Annotated in this window: 14 protein-coding genes; 8 read left to right on the forward strand and 6 right to left on the reverse strand. The window is 65.9% G+C overall.

Annotated features, from left to right (window positions below):
* Positions 1 to 6: 6 nt before the first annotated feature.
* Together ASE30_RS01335 and ASE30_RS28805 are read left to right on the forward strand one after the other, a co-directional pair.
* Entirely contained in the window at positions 7 to 1,107 is a 1,101-nt protein-coding gene (locus ASE30_RS01335; protein WP_156407496.1) for a putative Ig domain-containing protein, read from the forward strand.
* Between the two features lie 73 nt (positions 1,108 to 1,180).
* Positions 1,181 to 1,585 carry an STAS-like domain-containing protein gene (locus ASE30_RS28805; protein WP_156407497.1) on the forward strand — a complete coding sequence of 135 codons (405 nt, stop codon included), beginning with the start codon at positions 1,181 to 1,183 and terminating at the stop codon, positions 1,583 to 1,585.
* A 38-nt stretch (positions 1,586 to 1,623) separates the two neighbouring features.
* Here ASE30_RS28805 and ASE30_RS29710 read toward each other — a convergent pair whose 3' ends face one another.
* Positions 1,624 to 2,109 (reverse strand): hypothetical protein, encoded by a 486-nt coding sequence (locus ASE30_RS29710; protein ID WP_156407498.1) that lies wholly within the window; start codon positions 2,107 to 2,109, stop codon positions 1,624 to 1,626.
* A 763-nt stretch (positions 2,110 to 2,872) separates the two neighbouring features.
* Here ASE30_RS29710 and ASE30_RS01350 point away from each other — a divergent pair.
* The 4 genes from ASE30_RS01350 (at position 2,873) to ppk2 (ending at position 9,976) form a co-directional block, all read left to right on the forward strand.
* Complete coding sequence (locus tag ASE30_RS01350; RefSeq protein ID WP_057282466.1) at positions 2,873 to 5,242, forward strand: autotransporter outer membrane beta-barrel domain-containing protein; 2,370 nt, start codon at positions 2,873 to 2,875, stop codon at positions 5,240 to 5,242.
* A gap of 143 nt (positions 5,243 to 5,385) precedes the next feature.
* Complete coding sequence (locus tag ASE30_RS01355; protein WP_156407499.1) at positions 5,386 to 5,742, forward strand: hypothetical protein; 357 nt, start codon at positions 5,386 to 5,388, stop codon at positions 5,740 to 5,742.
* Positions 5,743 to 5,868: 126 nt separating this feature from the next.
* Positions 5,869 to 8,556 carry a sensor histidine kinase gene (locus tag ASE30_RS01360; protein ID WP_057282468.1) on the forward strand — a complete coding sequence of 896 codons (2,688 nt, stop codon included), beginning with the start codon at positions 5,869 to 5,871 and terminating at the stop codon, positions 8,554 to 8,556.
* A gap of 166 nt (positions 8,557 to 8,722) precedes the next feature.
* Complete coding sequence (gene ppk2, locus ASE30_RS01365; RefSeq protein ID WP_156407500.1) at positions 8,723 to 9,976, forward strand: polyphosphate kinase 2; 1,254 nt, start codon at positions 8,723 to 8,725, stop codon at positions 9,974 to 9,976.
* A gap of 4 nt (positions 9,977 to 9,980) precedes the next feature.
* Here the strand turns inward: ppk2 and ASE30_RS01370 are convergent, their stop codons facing one another.
* The 5 genes from ASE30_RS01370 to ASE30_RS01390 form a co-directional block, all read right to left on the reverse strand.
* The gene (locus ASE30_RS01370; protein WP_057282469.1) at positions 9,981 to 10,361 is read right to left on the reverse strand and encodes a DOPA 4,5-dioxygenase family protein; all 381 of its coding nucleotides are present in this window, start codon (positions 10,359 to 10,361) and stop codon (positions 9,981 to 9,983) included.
* Between the two features lie 17 nt (positions 10,362 to 10,378).
* On the reverse strand, positions 10,379 to 10,741 hold the full coding sequence (locus ASE30_RS01375) for a translation initiation factor Sui1 (protein ID WP_057282470.1): 363 nt from the start codon (positions 10,739 to 10,741) through the stop codon (positions 10,379 to 10,381).
* Positions 10,738 to 11,124: an RNA-binding S4 domain-containing protein gene (locus ASE30_RS01380; RefSeq protein WP_057282471.1), complete on the reverse strand. Its 387-nt coding sequence runs from the start codon at positions 11,122 to 11,124 to the stop codon at positions 10,738 to 10,740. The genes ASE30_RS01375 and ASE30_RS01380 overlap by 4 nt, the downstream gene beginning before the upstream one ends.
* Before the next feature lie 204 nt (positions 11,125 to 11,328).
* Positions 11,329 to 12,318 (reverse strand): tripartite tricarboxylate transporter substrate binding protein, encoded by a 990-nt coding sequence (locus ASE30_RS01385; protein ID WP_057282472.1) that lies wholly within the window; start codon positions 12,316 to 12,318, stop codon positions 11,329 to 11,331.
* Positions 12,315 to 13,172, reverse strand: a complete 858-nt coding sequence (locus ASE30_RS01390) for an amidohydrolase (RefSeq protein ID WP_057283212.1) — start codon at positions 13,170 to 13,172, stop codon at positions 12,315 to 12,317. The genes ASE30_RS01385 and ASE30_RS01390 overlap by 4 nt, the downstream gene beginning before the upstream one ends.
* A 101-nt stretch (positions 13,173 to 13,273) precedes the next feature.
* On the opposite strand from ASE30_RS01390, the gene ASE30_RS01395 reads away from it, so the two are divergent.
* Entirely contained in the window at positions 13,274 to 14,164 is an 891-nt protein-coding gene (locus tag ASE30_RS01395) for a LysR family transcriptional regulator (protein WP_057282473.1), read from the forward strand.
* 130 nt (positions 14,165 to 14,294) lie between these two features.
* Positions 14,295 to 16,130, forward strand: coding sequence for an ABC transporter ATP-binding protein/permease (locus ASE30_RS01400; protein WP_057282474.1), 1,836 nt, complete (start codon positions 14,295 to 14,297; stop codon positions 16,128 to 16,130).
* Positions 16,131 to 16,140: the final 10 nt, after the last annotated feature.

The following is a 16,140-nucleotide window of genomic DNA, read 5'->3' on the forward strand; positions in this document are numbered from 1 at the left end:
CACGCTATGGGAAATCGAATTATTCATTCTGCTGCTACGTTTGGGGTGGCGCTAGGGGTATTGGCGCTGGCGCTGGCGCCGGCCCATGTCGCGCACGCGGCGGAAGACAGGGGACCCGTCGGGAAAATCACGGAACGGGTCGTGCCTGCCCGGAACGGGCCGTCCACCGCGCCGGGCGCGGCGCCCAGCAATGGCGCGGCGACGCCAGCCCGGGCCCCGGAATCCAATCAGCCCGCGGATCGCGGCTTGTCCATTACCTCGGGCGCCGCGCTGAATTCCCAACTGGTGAAGGTACGCACGTCGGGCGGCACCGGATCCTTGTCTTTCCGGCTGCTGGACCCCAGCGGCAAGCCCGCCGAATTGCCGCCCGGCCTGGTATTCGGCTCGGATGGCTCGCTGTCGGGCGAGGCGCCTTCGGTGTCCACCCCCAAGACGATCACGTACCTGATCCAGGTGCAGGACAGCGGCGGCGGCAAGGCGAGCAGGACGGTGCGGCTGACCATCAATCCCCCCTTGAGCGTGCAGGGCGGCGCCATCCAGGCTACCGCCGGCGGCAAGATCAAGAGCCCCGTGAAATTCCTTAATGTGTCGGGCGGCACCGGCAAGTACACGGTCGCGTATTCGAACGCCGAAGGCGGAGCCATGCGGATGCCCTCCGGCCTGATACTGGACGGCGCGGGCAATGTCAGCGGGTCGGTGCCCGCGTCGGCGGAGAAGATGGCGGGACTCACCGCCACGATCACCGACGAAGGCGGGGCGCGTGTGTCGATGCCGGTCGAGTTCAACCTGGCTCCCGCGCTGGAAATCGCGACGAACCCCGTGGAACTGACCGCCGGCGCGGCCATTCCGGCTCCGATCCCGGTGGTCTCGTCCATGGGCGGAAGCGGCGCTGTCCGCTATACCTTGCTCGACAAGGACGGATCCACGCCGGCCCGGCTACCGGAGGGATTGCGGTTCGATTCGACCGTGGGCGCGCTTACCGGCCTGGTGCCCTCGACCCCGCAGGAAGGCAGGTACGTCGTGCTGGCGCAGGACGCCGGGGGCGGCGAGGCCAACGCAAGATTCGAATGGAAGGTCAACCCGCAGCTGCAAATCTCCCTCGAATAATCTGACGAAGCGCAGGCCGGCGCGCATCTGACAGCAGCGTGCGTGCCGGCGCGTGGCGCGGGAGGTGAAGAAAATGGGGAAGCTACAGGCGCTTGCATTCGATCCCGGCGGACAGCAGGCCGAGCCCGGCCGCATCCAGTCGAATGTGGCGCCGATCTCTGCAATCCGCAGCTTGCGTGGCAGAAGCGGGCTGGTGATTCCGGTACGCAACGTGCGAGTCAGCCTGTCGGAGACTTTTGTAACCCGGTATCAGGCAAGGCGCGTATTGAATACGGTGCCGCCGGGCACCCTGCGCGTGTGTTTTGATTTCTCTGGCATCGGCAGCATAGGCCCTGCGTTCGCGGACGAAATATTCTTTATTTACGCGCGGCAAAACGCAAGCACGGAAATCGCCTGGGAAGGCGCCGAAATGCATGTGAAAAACCACATCCTGTGGGCGGTATCGCGCGCGAAGCAATACCAGCCGGCGCCGGTCTGACATCGCATAACACCACACCCGAATAACGCCTCGTCGCTTTAGTGCGACGAGGCGTAGCCGTATTCGGATTGGAAACGAAACGGCTGCGGTGAATCAGCAATATGGAGTAATCGTACTCTCGGCGCGGTGGCGGCGGGTGGGGAAAATTGCGCCTTGAAACGATCAGGGTTCAGTTTTTTTAAACCAAAGATATTACAAAGCCCAGGCTTTTCGGTGCGGTGTTTTACGCCGCGACCGCTGCTTTGTGTGTCTTCCAATATGCCGAGAGAAATAATGAGTATTGATTCCCGCCATTTTTCGTCGTGGGCGGCCAGCCGCAGGAATATCTTCAGGGCCAGGCACTCGGGACTTAAGTTGTGCTGCAGCCTGGCAATACTGTCCGCCGGCGTGCTGGCTTCGACGGAAGCGATGGGCGTGATTATCGGGGAGGCGGGAACCGGGGGCGTGGGCGGAGCGCGGAACGGCGGAGATGGGGGCGATGGCGGAGACGGCGGCGCCGCGCTGACCCTGACGGATTCGTACACGACCATAGACGACGTGGAAGGTGCGCCTGGCGGAGGTGGAGGCGGAGGAGGCGGCGGCGGGGTCGGCGGAGTTAGTTTCAATGGCGGCGCGGGCGGCAACGGAGGTGGCGGCGGGCACGGCATCGTTTTGTCCGGCGATGGCATCGTCTTGAAAAACGATGGCTGGTCGATCAGCGGAGGAAAGGGCGGCGGCGGCGGTGGCGGCGGCGGTGGAACATACAGCGACGAGGTTGAGAGCGACGGAGGGGCCGGGGGGAATGGGGGCGGCGGCGCAGGGGGAGGCGGCGGCGGCGGCGGTGGAGGCGGGGCCGACATCAACGAATCATACTTTGGAGGCCTTCCTGGAACCGGCTACGGCGGTGACGGCGGCAATGGCGGGGAAGATGGGCAGGCCGCCGGCGGAGACGACAACGTACACGGTGTTTATGCGGGCGGCGGCGGCGGCGGTGGCGGCACCTACACGCACGGCGGGGAAGGAGGCGGGTCCGTGGAGACGACCGGTATCGTCGGTCTCGGCTCGCCGGGCGGTCGCGCGGGGGGTGCCTCTGGAGTCGACGGTCTTGCCGGCGCAAGCGCACAGATCGTGGGCGGAGGATGGTCTGGGGGAGGCGGGGGCGGCGGTGCGGCTGGCGGAGCCGGCGGGGCCGGGGCCAATGGCCGCCGGGTTGAGGGGGGCCCTGCCGGCGGCCCCGGTGGCAGCAGCGGCTATGGGATCTACGTACTGAGCGCCAACACCCTCATCATCAACGCCGGACAAGTCCACATGGGCCCGGTCAACCAGAACACGGCGATCAAGTATGCCGCCAGCGCCAGCAATTCCACCCTGGCGCTCCAGGAGGGCAGCCAGATATTCGGCATCGTGGACGCGACCGAATCCACCGGTGTGAACACCTTCGTCCTGGACGGCGGATCGGCGCTGGCCTTCGACGCCAGCAAAATCGGAGGCGGCAGCGCGCCAGACCAGTATCTGGGCTTCACGGCATTTGAAAAGACGTCCGCGGGAACCTGGTCGCTGACCGGGACGCCCGCGCAAGCGCTTACGCCCTGGACGCTTTCCGGCGGCTGGCTGGCGATCCAGCACGACGCGAGCCTGGGAGATTCCGCTGGCGCCCTCGCGTTCAATGGCGGCGGGCTGCAACTTGACGCCAATATCGATTCGCAGCGGGAAATGCATCTGGCGGGCGATGGCACGATCCAAACGCCGGAGGGAACCGTTTCCGTGTGGCGTGGCCAGATCAGCGGCGCGGGCACCCTGACCAAGACGGCGCCCGGCGTGCTGATCATCGGGGGCGGCAACGTTTCGTCGGGCGCCACCGTGGTCGACCAGGGCACCTTGCAGGTGGGCGCGGGCGGGACCGCCGGCTCGCTTGGCACGGGTGCGGTGTTGAACAACGCCGTCCTGGCGTTCGACCGCGCCGACACGCTCAGGGTATCCAACGCGATATCGGGGACCGGCGAGCTGTGGCAGGCCGGTTCGGGGACGACGGTCTTGTCCGGGCCGCTTGCCTACACCGGGATTACGCGGATCAACAACGGCACGCTGGTCATCGACGGCACGACGCTGGGCGAGCCTGAACAAGGCCGCGCCCGGGTGGTCGGCGCGGGCAATGCGCAACTCGGGCTGAGCGGCGGCGCGGCGCTGAACGGCTGGGTGGACGGCCCCAGCGTCGAGATCGATTCGGCCAGCCAATGGAACGTGCTGACGGATCCGGCGAACCCGGCTCAGGGGAACAACCTCAGCACGGCGTACACCATCAAGCTGGCCGGGCGCATCCAGTTCGCCGAACCGGCGGTCTGGACCAACGACGCCATCGAACGCACGCTCACGGCAGACAATCTGGTGGGAGAAGGCGGCGAGATTCAATTGCACATGATTCCGTTTGCCTCGGGAACCAGCGATTACCTGACGCTGAACCAGGGGGCGACTGGCCTCAGCAATATCGCGCTCAACGCTCGCGGAAAACTGGGTGATCCCCTGCCGGGCAATGGTTTCCTGGCCGTGAAAGCCGGGGCCAGCACGGACAATGCGTTTCAGCGTAGTCCAGGCGCGCCGCTGCGCGGCGGCGCGTTCAACTACACGCTCATGCATGGCGCGAAAGACGGCGCTGCGGCGTTCGCGAACAATTGGTACATCCGCAGCGAAATCCGCCCCGAGGTCTCCATCTACTCACAGCTTGGAAGCCAGTCCGTCCGGCAATCGGAGCTTGCGGTCGGAACGCTCAACGAGCGCATGGGCGCGACGGAGACCCTGTCTGGAAAGGTATATCCGTATGCCTGGGCAAGAACGCTGGGCGCGCTGGAACGCCGCGATGGCGCCGCGAGGGGCATCATGCAATCGCACGTGGCCGCGGACACCCGGCTGGGCGGCTTTCAGATGGGCACCGACCTGCTGGTGGTGAACAAGGGCATCAGCCGCCGAAGCGCCGGCGTGTTCGGGACCGTGATGGCTTCCCGCAACGACGTGGACCACTATCGCGAGTCAAGCCATTCCACGGTACGCGCGGGCCGCAGCGACCAGACCACTTACGGCCTTGGCGGCTATTACACCCTGCTGGACGGCACCGGCGGCTACGCCGATTTCGTGACGCACCTGAACCGATATGGCGTAAAGACCCAATCCGGGGGCGCCGATGGCGTATCGATGCGGACTTCGGGATGGGGCGGCGCGTTGTCCGCGGAGGCCGGGAAGGCCTTCCTCATGGGCAGTGGAGAGGGCAATTTCAGGATAGAGCCCCAAGCGCAACTCATGTACCAGCACGTCAAGCTGCGCGATGGCGACGACGGCGTAAGCACCGTGTCGCTTCCCGCCGTGAACAGCCTGCATTCCCGGGTGAGCCTCAAGGTATCGAAGTCCTGGGGCGAGGGGGCCGCGCCGGTCAGCAACGGCTGGCTGATGCTCAGCTACCTCCATACCTTGGGAACGTCGTCCAGCACGTATCCCACGGCGACGCAAGGAACGGTCTCGTTCGACAACGAGCTGGACGGTTCCCGGCTGGGTCTGAAGGCGGGCTATGACCGCAGCGTTGGCAAGAACACTTACGTCAATCTTCAGGGGAGTCTGGAGCATGGCCTGGGCGGCGATTCGACAATGCGGAGCGCGGGCGCGATCGTGGGGATAAAGCACCTCTTCTGATCCGGCTTTTCCACGCGTGCGTATCGCACTTTCGAAAGGGGATTCGCTCCCCTTTCCCGCCTTGTCCTTTTGAGTAATTCGACTCTTGTTGCCCGGCCGCCAGGCGTCTTTAATAGCGCTGTTCAACTGAAGCCTTGGTGGTCATGCCCGACACGGAAAACGGCTATTTTGACGATATTCTGTCGTCGGGTCTGTCTGCCTATGCCGGGGTAAAAAGTTCGACGGCAACGTCGATCCCGGATTCCATATCGCATCTCGTCCGCGAAGAGCGGATGAGCACCTTGCGCGCGTGGCGTATCCATCTGGAAATATCCGTCCGGGAGTTGTCATCGAGCTCCGGAATTTCCGTGCCGGCGATTGAACTGCTGGACCGCGGCGAACTGTCTCTGTGCCTGTGGATGGCGATACGGATAGCCGCGGCCCTGCAGGTGGTGAGCGTGCAGAGCATCCTGGCTACTGAATGTCTTGTGTCGTGCCGTACCTATAACGACAAGGAATAGCCGTGCTCGCCATTTGCCACGGAGGTGTGCTCTTATCGCAGCAGAAAATTCGGGCATGCGCGGGCCGGATCCGCACGGCGTTGCACGAATACGGGATCGAATCCACGAGGCAAGAGATCGGTAGATATGGGCGCGACGATGTCGGAGTACCGCCGGAAAATATTCCTCATACTGTTTTTTTTGTTGGCGCTGGTGATTGGCGGTTCGGTTGCTTCCATCGCTTTCTTGAAGGAAATGGCGGAGCAGGAAATATTGGTTCAGTTGTTGGCGCGGCTGCGGCTCATGCAGCCTGCCGGCGACCGGGCTGACAGCCAGGATCTGGCCAGCATGGCTTACCTGCTTGTCGGCGCCAGTCTTGGGAACACGCCAAGCCATTCCGTGGGGCCGTCCGGCGAAGCGCGGCAAGGGTCAACGGACGCGGCGCTCGGCGGGGCGAGCCAGGCCCCTGCAACGGAGTTGATGAACTACGTCAATCCACTCGGCGTGCGGGTCTATGCGGTCAGGGGCAACAGCGCCGCGGGCGGCGTGACACTCTATGCCGAACAAGAGGCAGGCCAGGTATTGGCCACCTTTCACGCGGCAAGACGGATCGTGCTGGGATTCGCGTTGTTGTTTGCCGTTGTGGCCGCCACATTCGCGGCGTTTCATATCCGGTGGCAACGCCTGTCCAGGCTGAGCGAACGCGGACGGAAGGCGTTTGGCGACTGTACGCCGGCGGCGTGGTCGATGCCGGATCCGCGCGGCTGCCGCACCCATGGCAATGCGCCGGTCGGCGAATCCAGACTGCTGGGTGAAACGCTGGAACTGCTGTGGGAACAGGGAACACACGCGTTGCCCGCATCCGCCGCAAAGGCCAGGGCGGAAGCCGCCGAGAAGCTGGATATCCTGTCGATGATCGCGCACGAGATCCAGACGCCGATCAGCGCCATTGCGGGCATCGCCTTTCTGATGAAACAGGCGCGTGCCGAGGAGATGCCGGGGCACGTGTCCCGCTTGATCGAGACAAGCCATTACCTGTCCGCGGTGGTGCGCAATGCGCTGGATCTTTCCAGGCTCGAATCGGGCAGGATGGATATACAGCTCAGAAAGTTCTCGCTGCGTGGCCTTGTCCAGCACGTCTTCGAGCTGGTGTGGGACAGCGCCATGGAGAATGGCGTGAACCTGTTCACGAACTTGCCGCCGGATGTTCCGGATCTGCTGGTGGGCGACGACGTGCGCATCAAGCAGATTCTGCTGAATTACATCCAGAACGCGATCAGGCATGGCGGGCCGGGCCTGGTCGTGCTCGATATCGCGGCGGACGACGATAACCCCTGCGTAATGCGCAACTTCACCTTCGTGGTGCGGGACCGCGGGCCAGGCATCGAACGGGAGGAACTGGACAGGCTGTTCAAGCCTTTGCCGTGGATCGCCGGAAGATCCCGCGCACAGGGCAACGGGCTGGGCCTGAACATCACCAGGCGTATCGCGGAATTGATCGGCGGTCAGACATGGATCGACAGCCGCCCCGGCCAGGGCGCGGCCTGCATCGCGAAACTGCCCTTGGCGGTGGACGTGTCGCAGGATGCCGGATTCAGCGTGTCGCAATTCGCGGGCAAGCGCATCTGGGTGGTGGATCCATCGGGTGAATTGACGGCGGCCATTCACGCGGGGCTTGCCGCGCGCGGCGCGCGGGTGGATGAGGCCGGCGGCCAGCGGCTGCTGTGCCCCGGCGCGATTGCAAACGGTTCGGGTGATTCGGGCGAGGCGGCGCCTGACTACGTCATTGTCGACTGGCGGTGCTTTTCGCAAGCGCTGATGGACCGCTGCGATGCGATGTTCAAGGACAATCGCGCGCGCTTTATTGTGCTGGGTCCCCCCTTGGGCTCCTGGACCCCGGATACGTCCAGGCCGGATAGGGTGCATGTGCGGTTCAAGCCCACGCTGCTGTCCGAAACCGGCGCAAGACCGTTCAACCCCAGTGCTACGCTCAAGGGAAATATGTCAGGCCAGGATTGCTGCATCGACAAGAATTGGCTGGCCCGCTCTGTGGTGCTGCTGGTCGAAGACGACGATATCGTCCGCTCCGTTTTTCGGGAAATCCTGGTCCTGGCGGGCGCGGAGGTTCTTGTCGCGGGCGACGGATTCGAGGCATTGACCATCTTGGGGCATTCCCACATCGATATCGTTCTGATGGACCTGCAAATGCCGGGCCTGAGCGGTTTTGAAACCGCGCGGAAAATCCGGGCCATGCCAGGGATGCGCGAGCTTCCGATCATTGTGATCACCGCGAACCCGACAGAGATGGATCGCGCCACGGCCTCATGGTATGGCGTGACGTGTTCCCTGACCAAGCCGGCAAACCCTTCCCAGCTGCTGGAACTGATGCGCGGCTTGCTTGAGCGGCGTGAAGGCGGAGGATTCGGGTTGGCGGATCGCGAGATGCTGGCGGACAGTCCGGCGAGCGGCGCGGATGCATGCCGCGCGATATCCGCCGGCATCGCGGCGCTGGATGAAATCAGGATCGACAACGCGCTGGCGCGGCTTGGCGGCCGCCACGAGATATTCGTGAATATCGTTCGGCGTGTGCTGGAGCGCGCGGACTCCGCGAAGTCGCCCCTTGCTCCCTTGGTCGAGTCCGAGGACCTGGGTTCGGCCACCGCGGCGTTTCACAAACTGGTTTCGGAGCTTGGCATCATCGGCGCGGAACCCTTGCAGGCGTGGGCCGCGGAACTGGAATCGGCTGCCCGCCGGTCCATGCTTGAACGCAGCGCTGTCGACGCGTTTGTCAGGCGCTATCGAAAATTGATCGCGGACCTGCGCCGCGTCGCGTAATCCGTTCGTCCACACGAAGACCCGCCGCCGCAAAAATGTTACAAGCCTTGATTCACATCAATTCCCCGCGGCGCGGGGCAAGTTAGGGTTGCGCTTTTGCCTGACGGGTCGCCGGCGACTGGCCGGCCGGCGCGGACTGGCGCCCAGCGCAGCAAGGATAGGATCAATGACCGACAAGACATCGAAGATTTCGGAACAAGAAATTGCCGCTGCGCCGAAAAAGCGCGCTAGCGGTTCGCAGGGGGCCGCCGCCAAGCGCACCGCCCGCGCGCGCCGCGCCCCGGCCGGTGATGCCGCCAAGTCCGCTGCGGGGATTTCCGCGGAAGCCGCCGCGGGTGCCGCCGCCAAGCCTGTCGCGGCAGCGGCGGCCGCGCCCGCCATCGAGCCCGCCATCGAACCCGCCGTCGAGCCCGCCGCCGAAATCCGCAAGCGCGTGGCCGCTCGCCAGGATGCGGCCCGGCAAGAGACCGCCGCGGTGCTGGCCGATATCGCCCGGCGCTATACCGTCGGCGCGCCCGGCGAGGCGCATGATGCCTTGCGTTCCGTCATCGATGAGCTTTCTGCGGACGATGCGCGCGCGGTGCATCGCGCGCTGCTGGAAGCCAACACGCAGGCGCCGGCCTCCCGCCGCAATCCCGACGATGAGCTGGCCGTGGATTGGCGCGAGGGCATCTACCCGTACCGCCATCGCATGCTGCGCCGCAATTACGAAAAGCAGAAGTACCAGCTGCAGGTCGAACTGCTGAAGCTGCAGGCCTGGGTCAAGGCCACGGGCCAGCGCGTCGTGATCCTGTTCGAAGGGCGTGACGCGGCAGGCAAGGGCGGCACCATCAAGCGCATGATGGAACACCTGAATCCGCGCGGCGCGCGCGTGGTCGCCCTGGAAAAGCCATCCGACACGGAAAAGGGCCAATGGTATTTCCAGCGCTACGTGCAGCACCTGCCCACGGCCGGCGAGATCGTCATGTTCGACCGGTCCTGGTACAACCGCGCCGGCGTCGAGCGGGTGATGGGTTTTTGCTCGCAAGACGATTACCTGGCGTTCCTGCGGCAGACGCCCGACTTCGAACGTCACCTGGTCACCAGCGGCATCATCCTGATCAAGCTCTGGTTCTCGGTGAGCCAGGAAGAGCAGCGCCGCCGCTTCATGCAGCGCAAGGTGCATCCGCTCAAGCAATGGAAGCTGAGCCCGGTGGACCTGGCGTCGCTGGACAAGTGGGACGACTACACGCGCGCCAAGGAAGCCATGTTCGCGCACACGGACACCGCGGACGCGCCGTGGATCGTCGTGAAATCCGACTGCAAGAAGCGCGCCCGCCTGAACGCCATGCGCTATGTGCTGAGCCGCATGCCGTACGAAGGCAAGAGTGACGATCCGCAGATGGCGCTGGATTCCCTGATCGTGGGACGCGCCCTGTAGGCCTTCAGGCGCCCAGCGCCTGCAGGTTCAGCGTATGGCTGCGCCCGATCCACACGGCGCAGTCGCGGTGATCCCGCAGTGAATGGCCGGTGTTGGGATGCATGAAGACATCGAGCCCGCCGTGGTTGAGCGTCAGCCACGTCAGGATCTCGGCCAGGTGCTGGGGGGTGAACGCGATCTGGTAGCTCCATTGCGGATGCGGGCCGACGGGACGCTCATGGAAGCGTCCCATTTCCATCCTGTCGCCGAACGTCGCGATCACGCGCTCGCGCAGCGCGAAAGCGGCGTCGCGGCTGGCGGCGTCGAAGTACACATGGGCATGCCAGCTGGCCACATCCGCCACGGCGGAATTCCCTTCAGGCTGCGCAGGTTCAAAATCGTGCATCGTGTTCTCGTCCAGGTTCAGCCGCCGGCGCGCTTGGCGCGATGGCCTTGTTTTGTCAGCGCTTCGATGATCCGGTCGCAGTGTTCTCCCTGCACCTCGATCACGCCGTTCTTGACGGTGCCGCCCGACCCGCAGGCCGTGCGCAATTGCTTGCCCAGCACTTCCAGCGCCACGGCGTCCAGCGGCAGCCCCCTGACCAGTGTCACGCTCTTTCCGCCGCGGCCCTTGGTCTCGCGCGACACGCGTGCCACGCCGTCGCCAGCGGGCGCCGGGCGGGCAGCCTGCTTGCAACGGCATTGCGCAAGCGGCTGTCGGCACTCGGGGCACATGCGGCCGGACTCGGTGGAGTAGACCAGGCCGCCGGTCGAGCCGCGCTTCATTGGGGCTTGCCTCGCATCTGGTCGATCAGGCGCCGGTCCCGCTTGGTGGGGCGTCCCGCTTCGATACCCAGCGCGGGCTCGGGCGCAAGGCGGCGCATTTCCGCCGCGCGTTCGCGCGCCGCCACGCTGTCGGGCGTTTCTTCGTACAACAGGCGGGCCACCGGGGCGGGGCCGCGCACGCCGCTGACCGCCACGACGCGCACCTGCACGGCGGGGTCTTCCTTGCGCACGGTGATCAGGTCGCCAGCGGCGACTTCGCGCGAGGGCTTCGCGGGCTGATCGTTCACGAAGATCCGGCCCTTGCCGATTTCCTGCACGGCCAGGCTGCGCGTCTTGTAGAAGCGGGCCGCCCAAAGCCATTTGTCGAGTCGGATCTTGTCCATCCTGGGAGTTCCTGCGGAAAAACTGTCTGAAGGATCAATGATAGCCGGGCCTACGGCGCCAAGCGTCGCCACGCTGCGAGGCCTCGGCCCGAGGGACGGCGCTTTGGCTTGGGGCGACCCCACGGCAAAAGGCCAAAAAAAACGGCGCTCCGAAGAGCGCCGAAGGACCGGCTAACCGGCAGCCAGGGCCAGGCCCGGCAGTACTCAATCCAGTTTCAGACCCGCTTCCTTCACGACGCGCTGCCACTTGGCGATCTCGGCGCGGCGGAAGGTATCCAGGTCGGCGGGGGTGGAACCAATGGGTTCCGCGCCGATGCCGGCCAGTTGCTCGGCGATGGCCGGATCCTTCAGCACCTTGGCCAGCGCCTGCGATACCTGGTCGACGATGGCGGGCGGCGTGCCGGCCGGCGCGAACACGGCGTTCCATTCATAGGTTTCATAGCCCGGCACGCCGGATTCGGCGATGGTGGGCAGGTCCGGTGCGGTCTTGGACCGTTCCAGTCCGCCGACGGCCACGGCGCGCAGCTTGCCGTTCTTCACGTGCTGCCATGCCGAGCCCATGCTGGCGAACATGACCGGGACCTGGCCCGCCATCACATCGATCATGGCCGGACCGCCGCCCTTGTACGCGACGTGCTGCAACTGGGTCTTGGCCAGCAGGTTGAACAGTTCGCCCGCCAGATGCTGAGCGGAGCCGGGGCCGGCCGAGGCGAAGTAGACGTGGTCCTTTTCGCCGGGCTGGCCCAGCTTGATCAGGTCCGCCACCGTCTTGACTTCGTACGAGGGCGTGACGACCAGCACGTTGGGCACGCGCAGCAGCAGCGACACGGGCGCGAAGGCCGTCAGCGTGTCGAACTGCATCTTGTCGTGCAAGGCGGGATTCTGGGCGTGGTTGGAGGCGTCCAGCATCAGCGTGTAGCCGTCGGGCTTGGCCTTGGCGACGACGGCGCCGCCGATCATGCCGCCCGCGCCGCCGCGGTTTTCAATGACGACGGGCTGGCCCAGTTCGGCGGCGAGCTTGGGGCCGATCAGGCGGGCAACCACGTCCACGGTGCCGCCGGGCGGATAGGTGACCACCAGCGTGACCGCGCGCTCGGGATAGGCGGCGTGCGCCGCGCCGGCCGCGCCGGTCAGCAATCCGGCGGCGGCGAGCAAGGCGCTGCGGCGCGCCAGGCGTTTGAACAGGTGGGTCATGGTGTCTCTCCTTGGAATTGGAACAGCTTCAATGGGGTGTCCGCCAGCAGGATGCGCCGTTGCGCGGGATCGTCGATCCAGGCGTCCAGCCACTGCGTCGCCGCGGGGTAGGACGCCAGGTGGCGGTGTTCGGTATGGGGCCAGTCGCTGCCCCACATGAGGCGTTCGGGCGTGTAGGCGTCCAGAAGCTGCTGCGCGGCCAGGCGGCCGGGCGCGGCGCATGCGGGGGCGGCCCAGTTGCGGTAAGGGGCCGACAGCTTGACCCAGACGCAGCCGCTGTCGGCCTGCCGCAGCAAGTGCTGGAAGCCGGGGTCGGACACGCCGAGCGCCGGGTCGGGGCGGCCGAAGTGGTCCACCACGACGCGGCAGCCGGCCGCAAGCAGGGCGGACAAGGCGCCCTGCAGGCGGGCTGCCTGCAGGTGGATTTCCACGTGCCAGTGCAGCGCGTTGACGCGGTCCAGCAGGGTCCGCCATGCGGGTGCATTCAGGTCGGGCAGTTCCAGCCCGATCAGGTTCAGGCGGATGCCGACCACGCCGGCGTCGGCCAGTGTCCGCAATTCGGCCTCGGACACCTCCGGCGTCACGACGGCCACGCCGCGCAGCCGCTTGGAGGCGGCGCGCAGGGCCTGGACCATATGGCTGTTGTCCGTACCCAGGAAGCTGGGCTGGACCAGCACGCCGTGGCTCAGCCCGTGCGTGTCCAGCAGGGCCAGATAATCGGCCAGCGTCGCGTCGTAGTCGGGCGTGTGGCGGCGCGTATCGGCAAGCGCCAGGCCTTGCCGGAATACGTGCGCATGGGTGTCGACGGCGGCGCCAGTGACGGGCGGGGGCAAATCGGTCTCCTGATTCTGCATGCGGGGCATTGGCCCTGCAGGCTCTTCTATACGGCGGGATTCTAGGGAGTCAGGGTATAGTTTTCCATTGTGAAAAAGTGCTTTTTATATATTGGATTGATATGGAAACCCGGCACCTGAGGTATTTTCTGGCGGTGGTGGACCACGGCAGCGTCAGCCGCGCGTCGGAATGGCTGGGCATCGCGCAGCCTGCGTTGAGCCAGGCGCTGACCCGCATGGAAAGGGACCTGGGCGCGCGGCTGTTCGAGCGTTCGCGCCAGGGCTCGACGCCCACGCCCGCCGCCGAGGCCATCCTGGAGGACGTCCGGGCCAGCGTGGCGCGCATCGATGCGGCCACGCGGCGCGCGCGCGAGATCGGGCGTGGCAGCGCGGGCCAGTTGACGGTGGGGCTGGTGTCCTCGGCACTGTTCGACACCCTGCCGCGCGCGTTGCGCGAGATGCGCAGGCAGGCGCCCGGCGTGCGCGTGATCCTGCGCGAGATGAGCAACGCCGAGCAGGCCGAAGCCCTGCAGACAGGCGAGATCGACATCGGCCTGATGCATACACCGGTGGCGGTGGGCGGGCGCATGCGCGAGCGCCAACTGCTGCGCGATCGCCTGGTGGCGGCCGTGCCCGATGAATTCCAGGTGGCGGCCGATGGCCAGGTATCCATGGCGCAGATCGCGCAGGCGGGCCTGGTGATGTATCCGCAGACGCAATTGCCCGCGTTCTACGCGGGCATCCTGGACGCCATGCGCAAGGGCGGGCACGATGCGCACGTCGCGCAAGAGGCCAATCGTACGCTGACGGTGCTGTCCTGCGTCGCGGGCGGCTGCGGCGTGGCGCTGCTGCCGAGCTGGATCCGGTCGTTGAACTTTCGCGGCGTGCGGTTTTGCGAGGTGCGAGACGGCGATCGCCTGCCCAGCTTCGACCTGAGCGCAATCTGGCCGGCCCGGTCCGTGCCGACCCTGGCGGATCTGTTCGCCAATCTGGACCTGGGCGCGGGCCATTGAAGGCATCCGCTTTCATCGCGCATTCAATTTCACGCAACAACGCTTAAGCCAGGCTTAAGACGGCATTTTGTCCGGAACTAGGCGGGGCGCCGCCGTCTAACCAGGAACTAACATTCAAGGTTCCTGGCTCATGGATCTGAATTGGCAGCAGCAACTCGCGGAAAGCGCCTTCTGGCTTTTGCAGGCGTTCGGCATCTCGGCCGTGGCGCTGGCGCTGGTCACGCTGGTGCTTGCGCGCACCACGCGGTGGGGCCGCAAGTTCTGGCGGCTTGCGTGGCCATACCTGACGCCCAGGCGCAGCTGGAAGCCGCTGCTGACACTGGCGCTGCTGCTGTTCCTGGCCATGTTCGCGGTGCGCATGACGGTGCTGTTTTCGTTCTGGTACAACGGCTTCTATAGCGCGCTGCAGGCGCTGGACCAGTCGGCGTTCTGGCGTTTCCTGGGCATTTTCGCGGTGCTGGCCAGCGTGCACGTAGTGCGCAGCCTGGCCGACAGCTACGTGGGCCAGGCCTTCGACATCCACTGGCGCGTGTGGCTCAACGAGCGCCTGACGCGCGACTGGCTGGGCGCGGGGGCCTATTACCGGGGGCACTTCCTGGATGAGCCCGTCGACAACCCCGATCAGCGCATCGAACAGGACATTTCGCAGTTCGTCACCGGTTCCCGCACGCTGGCCATCGGCGCGCTGAGCGCGATCGTATCGCTGGTGGCGTTCACCACTATCCTGTGGGGGCTGTCGGGGCCCCTGGCGGTGGCGGGCGTGGAGATCCCGCGCGCCATGGTGTTCATGGTCTACCTGTACGTGATCGTCGCGACCTGGTTCGCGTTCAAGATCGGACGTCCGCTGATCAAGCTGAATTTCCTGTCGGAACGCCTGACGGCCAATTTCCGCTATGCGTTGGTGCGCTTGCGCGAAAACGCCGAGAACGTCGCCTTCTATCAAGGCGAGGACGTGGAACGCGCCACCTTGTGGACGCGCTTCACCGCTTACATCGCCAACCTGTGGGCCCGCGTGTACCGGGGGCTGAAGTTCGACGGCTTCAACCTGTCGATCAGCCAGATCGCGGTGGTGTTCCCCTTCATCCTGCAGGCGCCGCGTTTCTTCAGCGGCGCGATCAAGCTGGGCGACGTCATGCAGACCTCGCAGGCGTTCGGGCAGGTGCAGGATTCGCTGTCGTTCTTTCGCAGCTCTTACGACGCGTTCGCGCAGTACCGCGCCACGCTGGACCGTCTGAACGGATTCCTGGATGCCAACGAGGCCGCGCGCGCCTTGCCGTCCGTGCGGACGCAGGCCAAGCCCGACGGCATGGACATCGACGGCCTGCAGGTGTCGCGGCCCGACGGCACGCCATTGCTGCGGGATCTGAACCTGCGCCTGCGTCCCGGTCAGGCTCTGCTGATCAAGGGGCCTTCGGGTAGCGGCAAGACCACCTTGCTGCGCGCGCTGGCCGGCCTGTGGCCCTATGCGCAAGGCAGCGTGCTGCGGCCGGACGGCGCGTCCGCGCTGTTCCTGTCGCAGCGGCCTTATCTGCCCCTGGGCGACCTGCGCGGCGCGGTGGCGTACCCCGCGCTGGCGCGGCCGGAAGACGATGCGCGGCTGGCCGACGCGCTGCGGCAGGTCAACCTGGGGCATCTGGCTGGCCGGCTGGACGAGGTGCAGGATTGGTCGCGGGTCTTGTCGATTGGCGAGCAGCAGCGTGTGGCGTTCGCACGCGCGCTTTACAACCGGCCGGCGATCGTGTTCCTGGACGAGGCCACATCGGCCACCGACGAAGGCCTGGAACACGCGCTATACAGCCTGCTGCGCACCGCGTTGCCGGACAGCATGCTGGTCAGCGTGGGACACCGGAGCACGCTCGATCCCTTCCATACCCACCGCCTGGACCTGCTGGGCGGGGGCGGATGGGCGATGGGCCCGATGGCGGCGGGACGCAATCCCGGGACGCTGCGGCGCGAGGCCGCTTAGCGTCCCGCGC

The organism is Achromobacter sp. Root83 (genome assembly GCF_001428845.1).
In the GTDB taxonomy this organism is placed as follows: Bacteria; Pseudomonadota; Gammaproteobacteria; order Burkholderiales; family Burkholderiaceae_B; genus Achromobacter.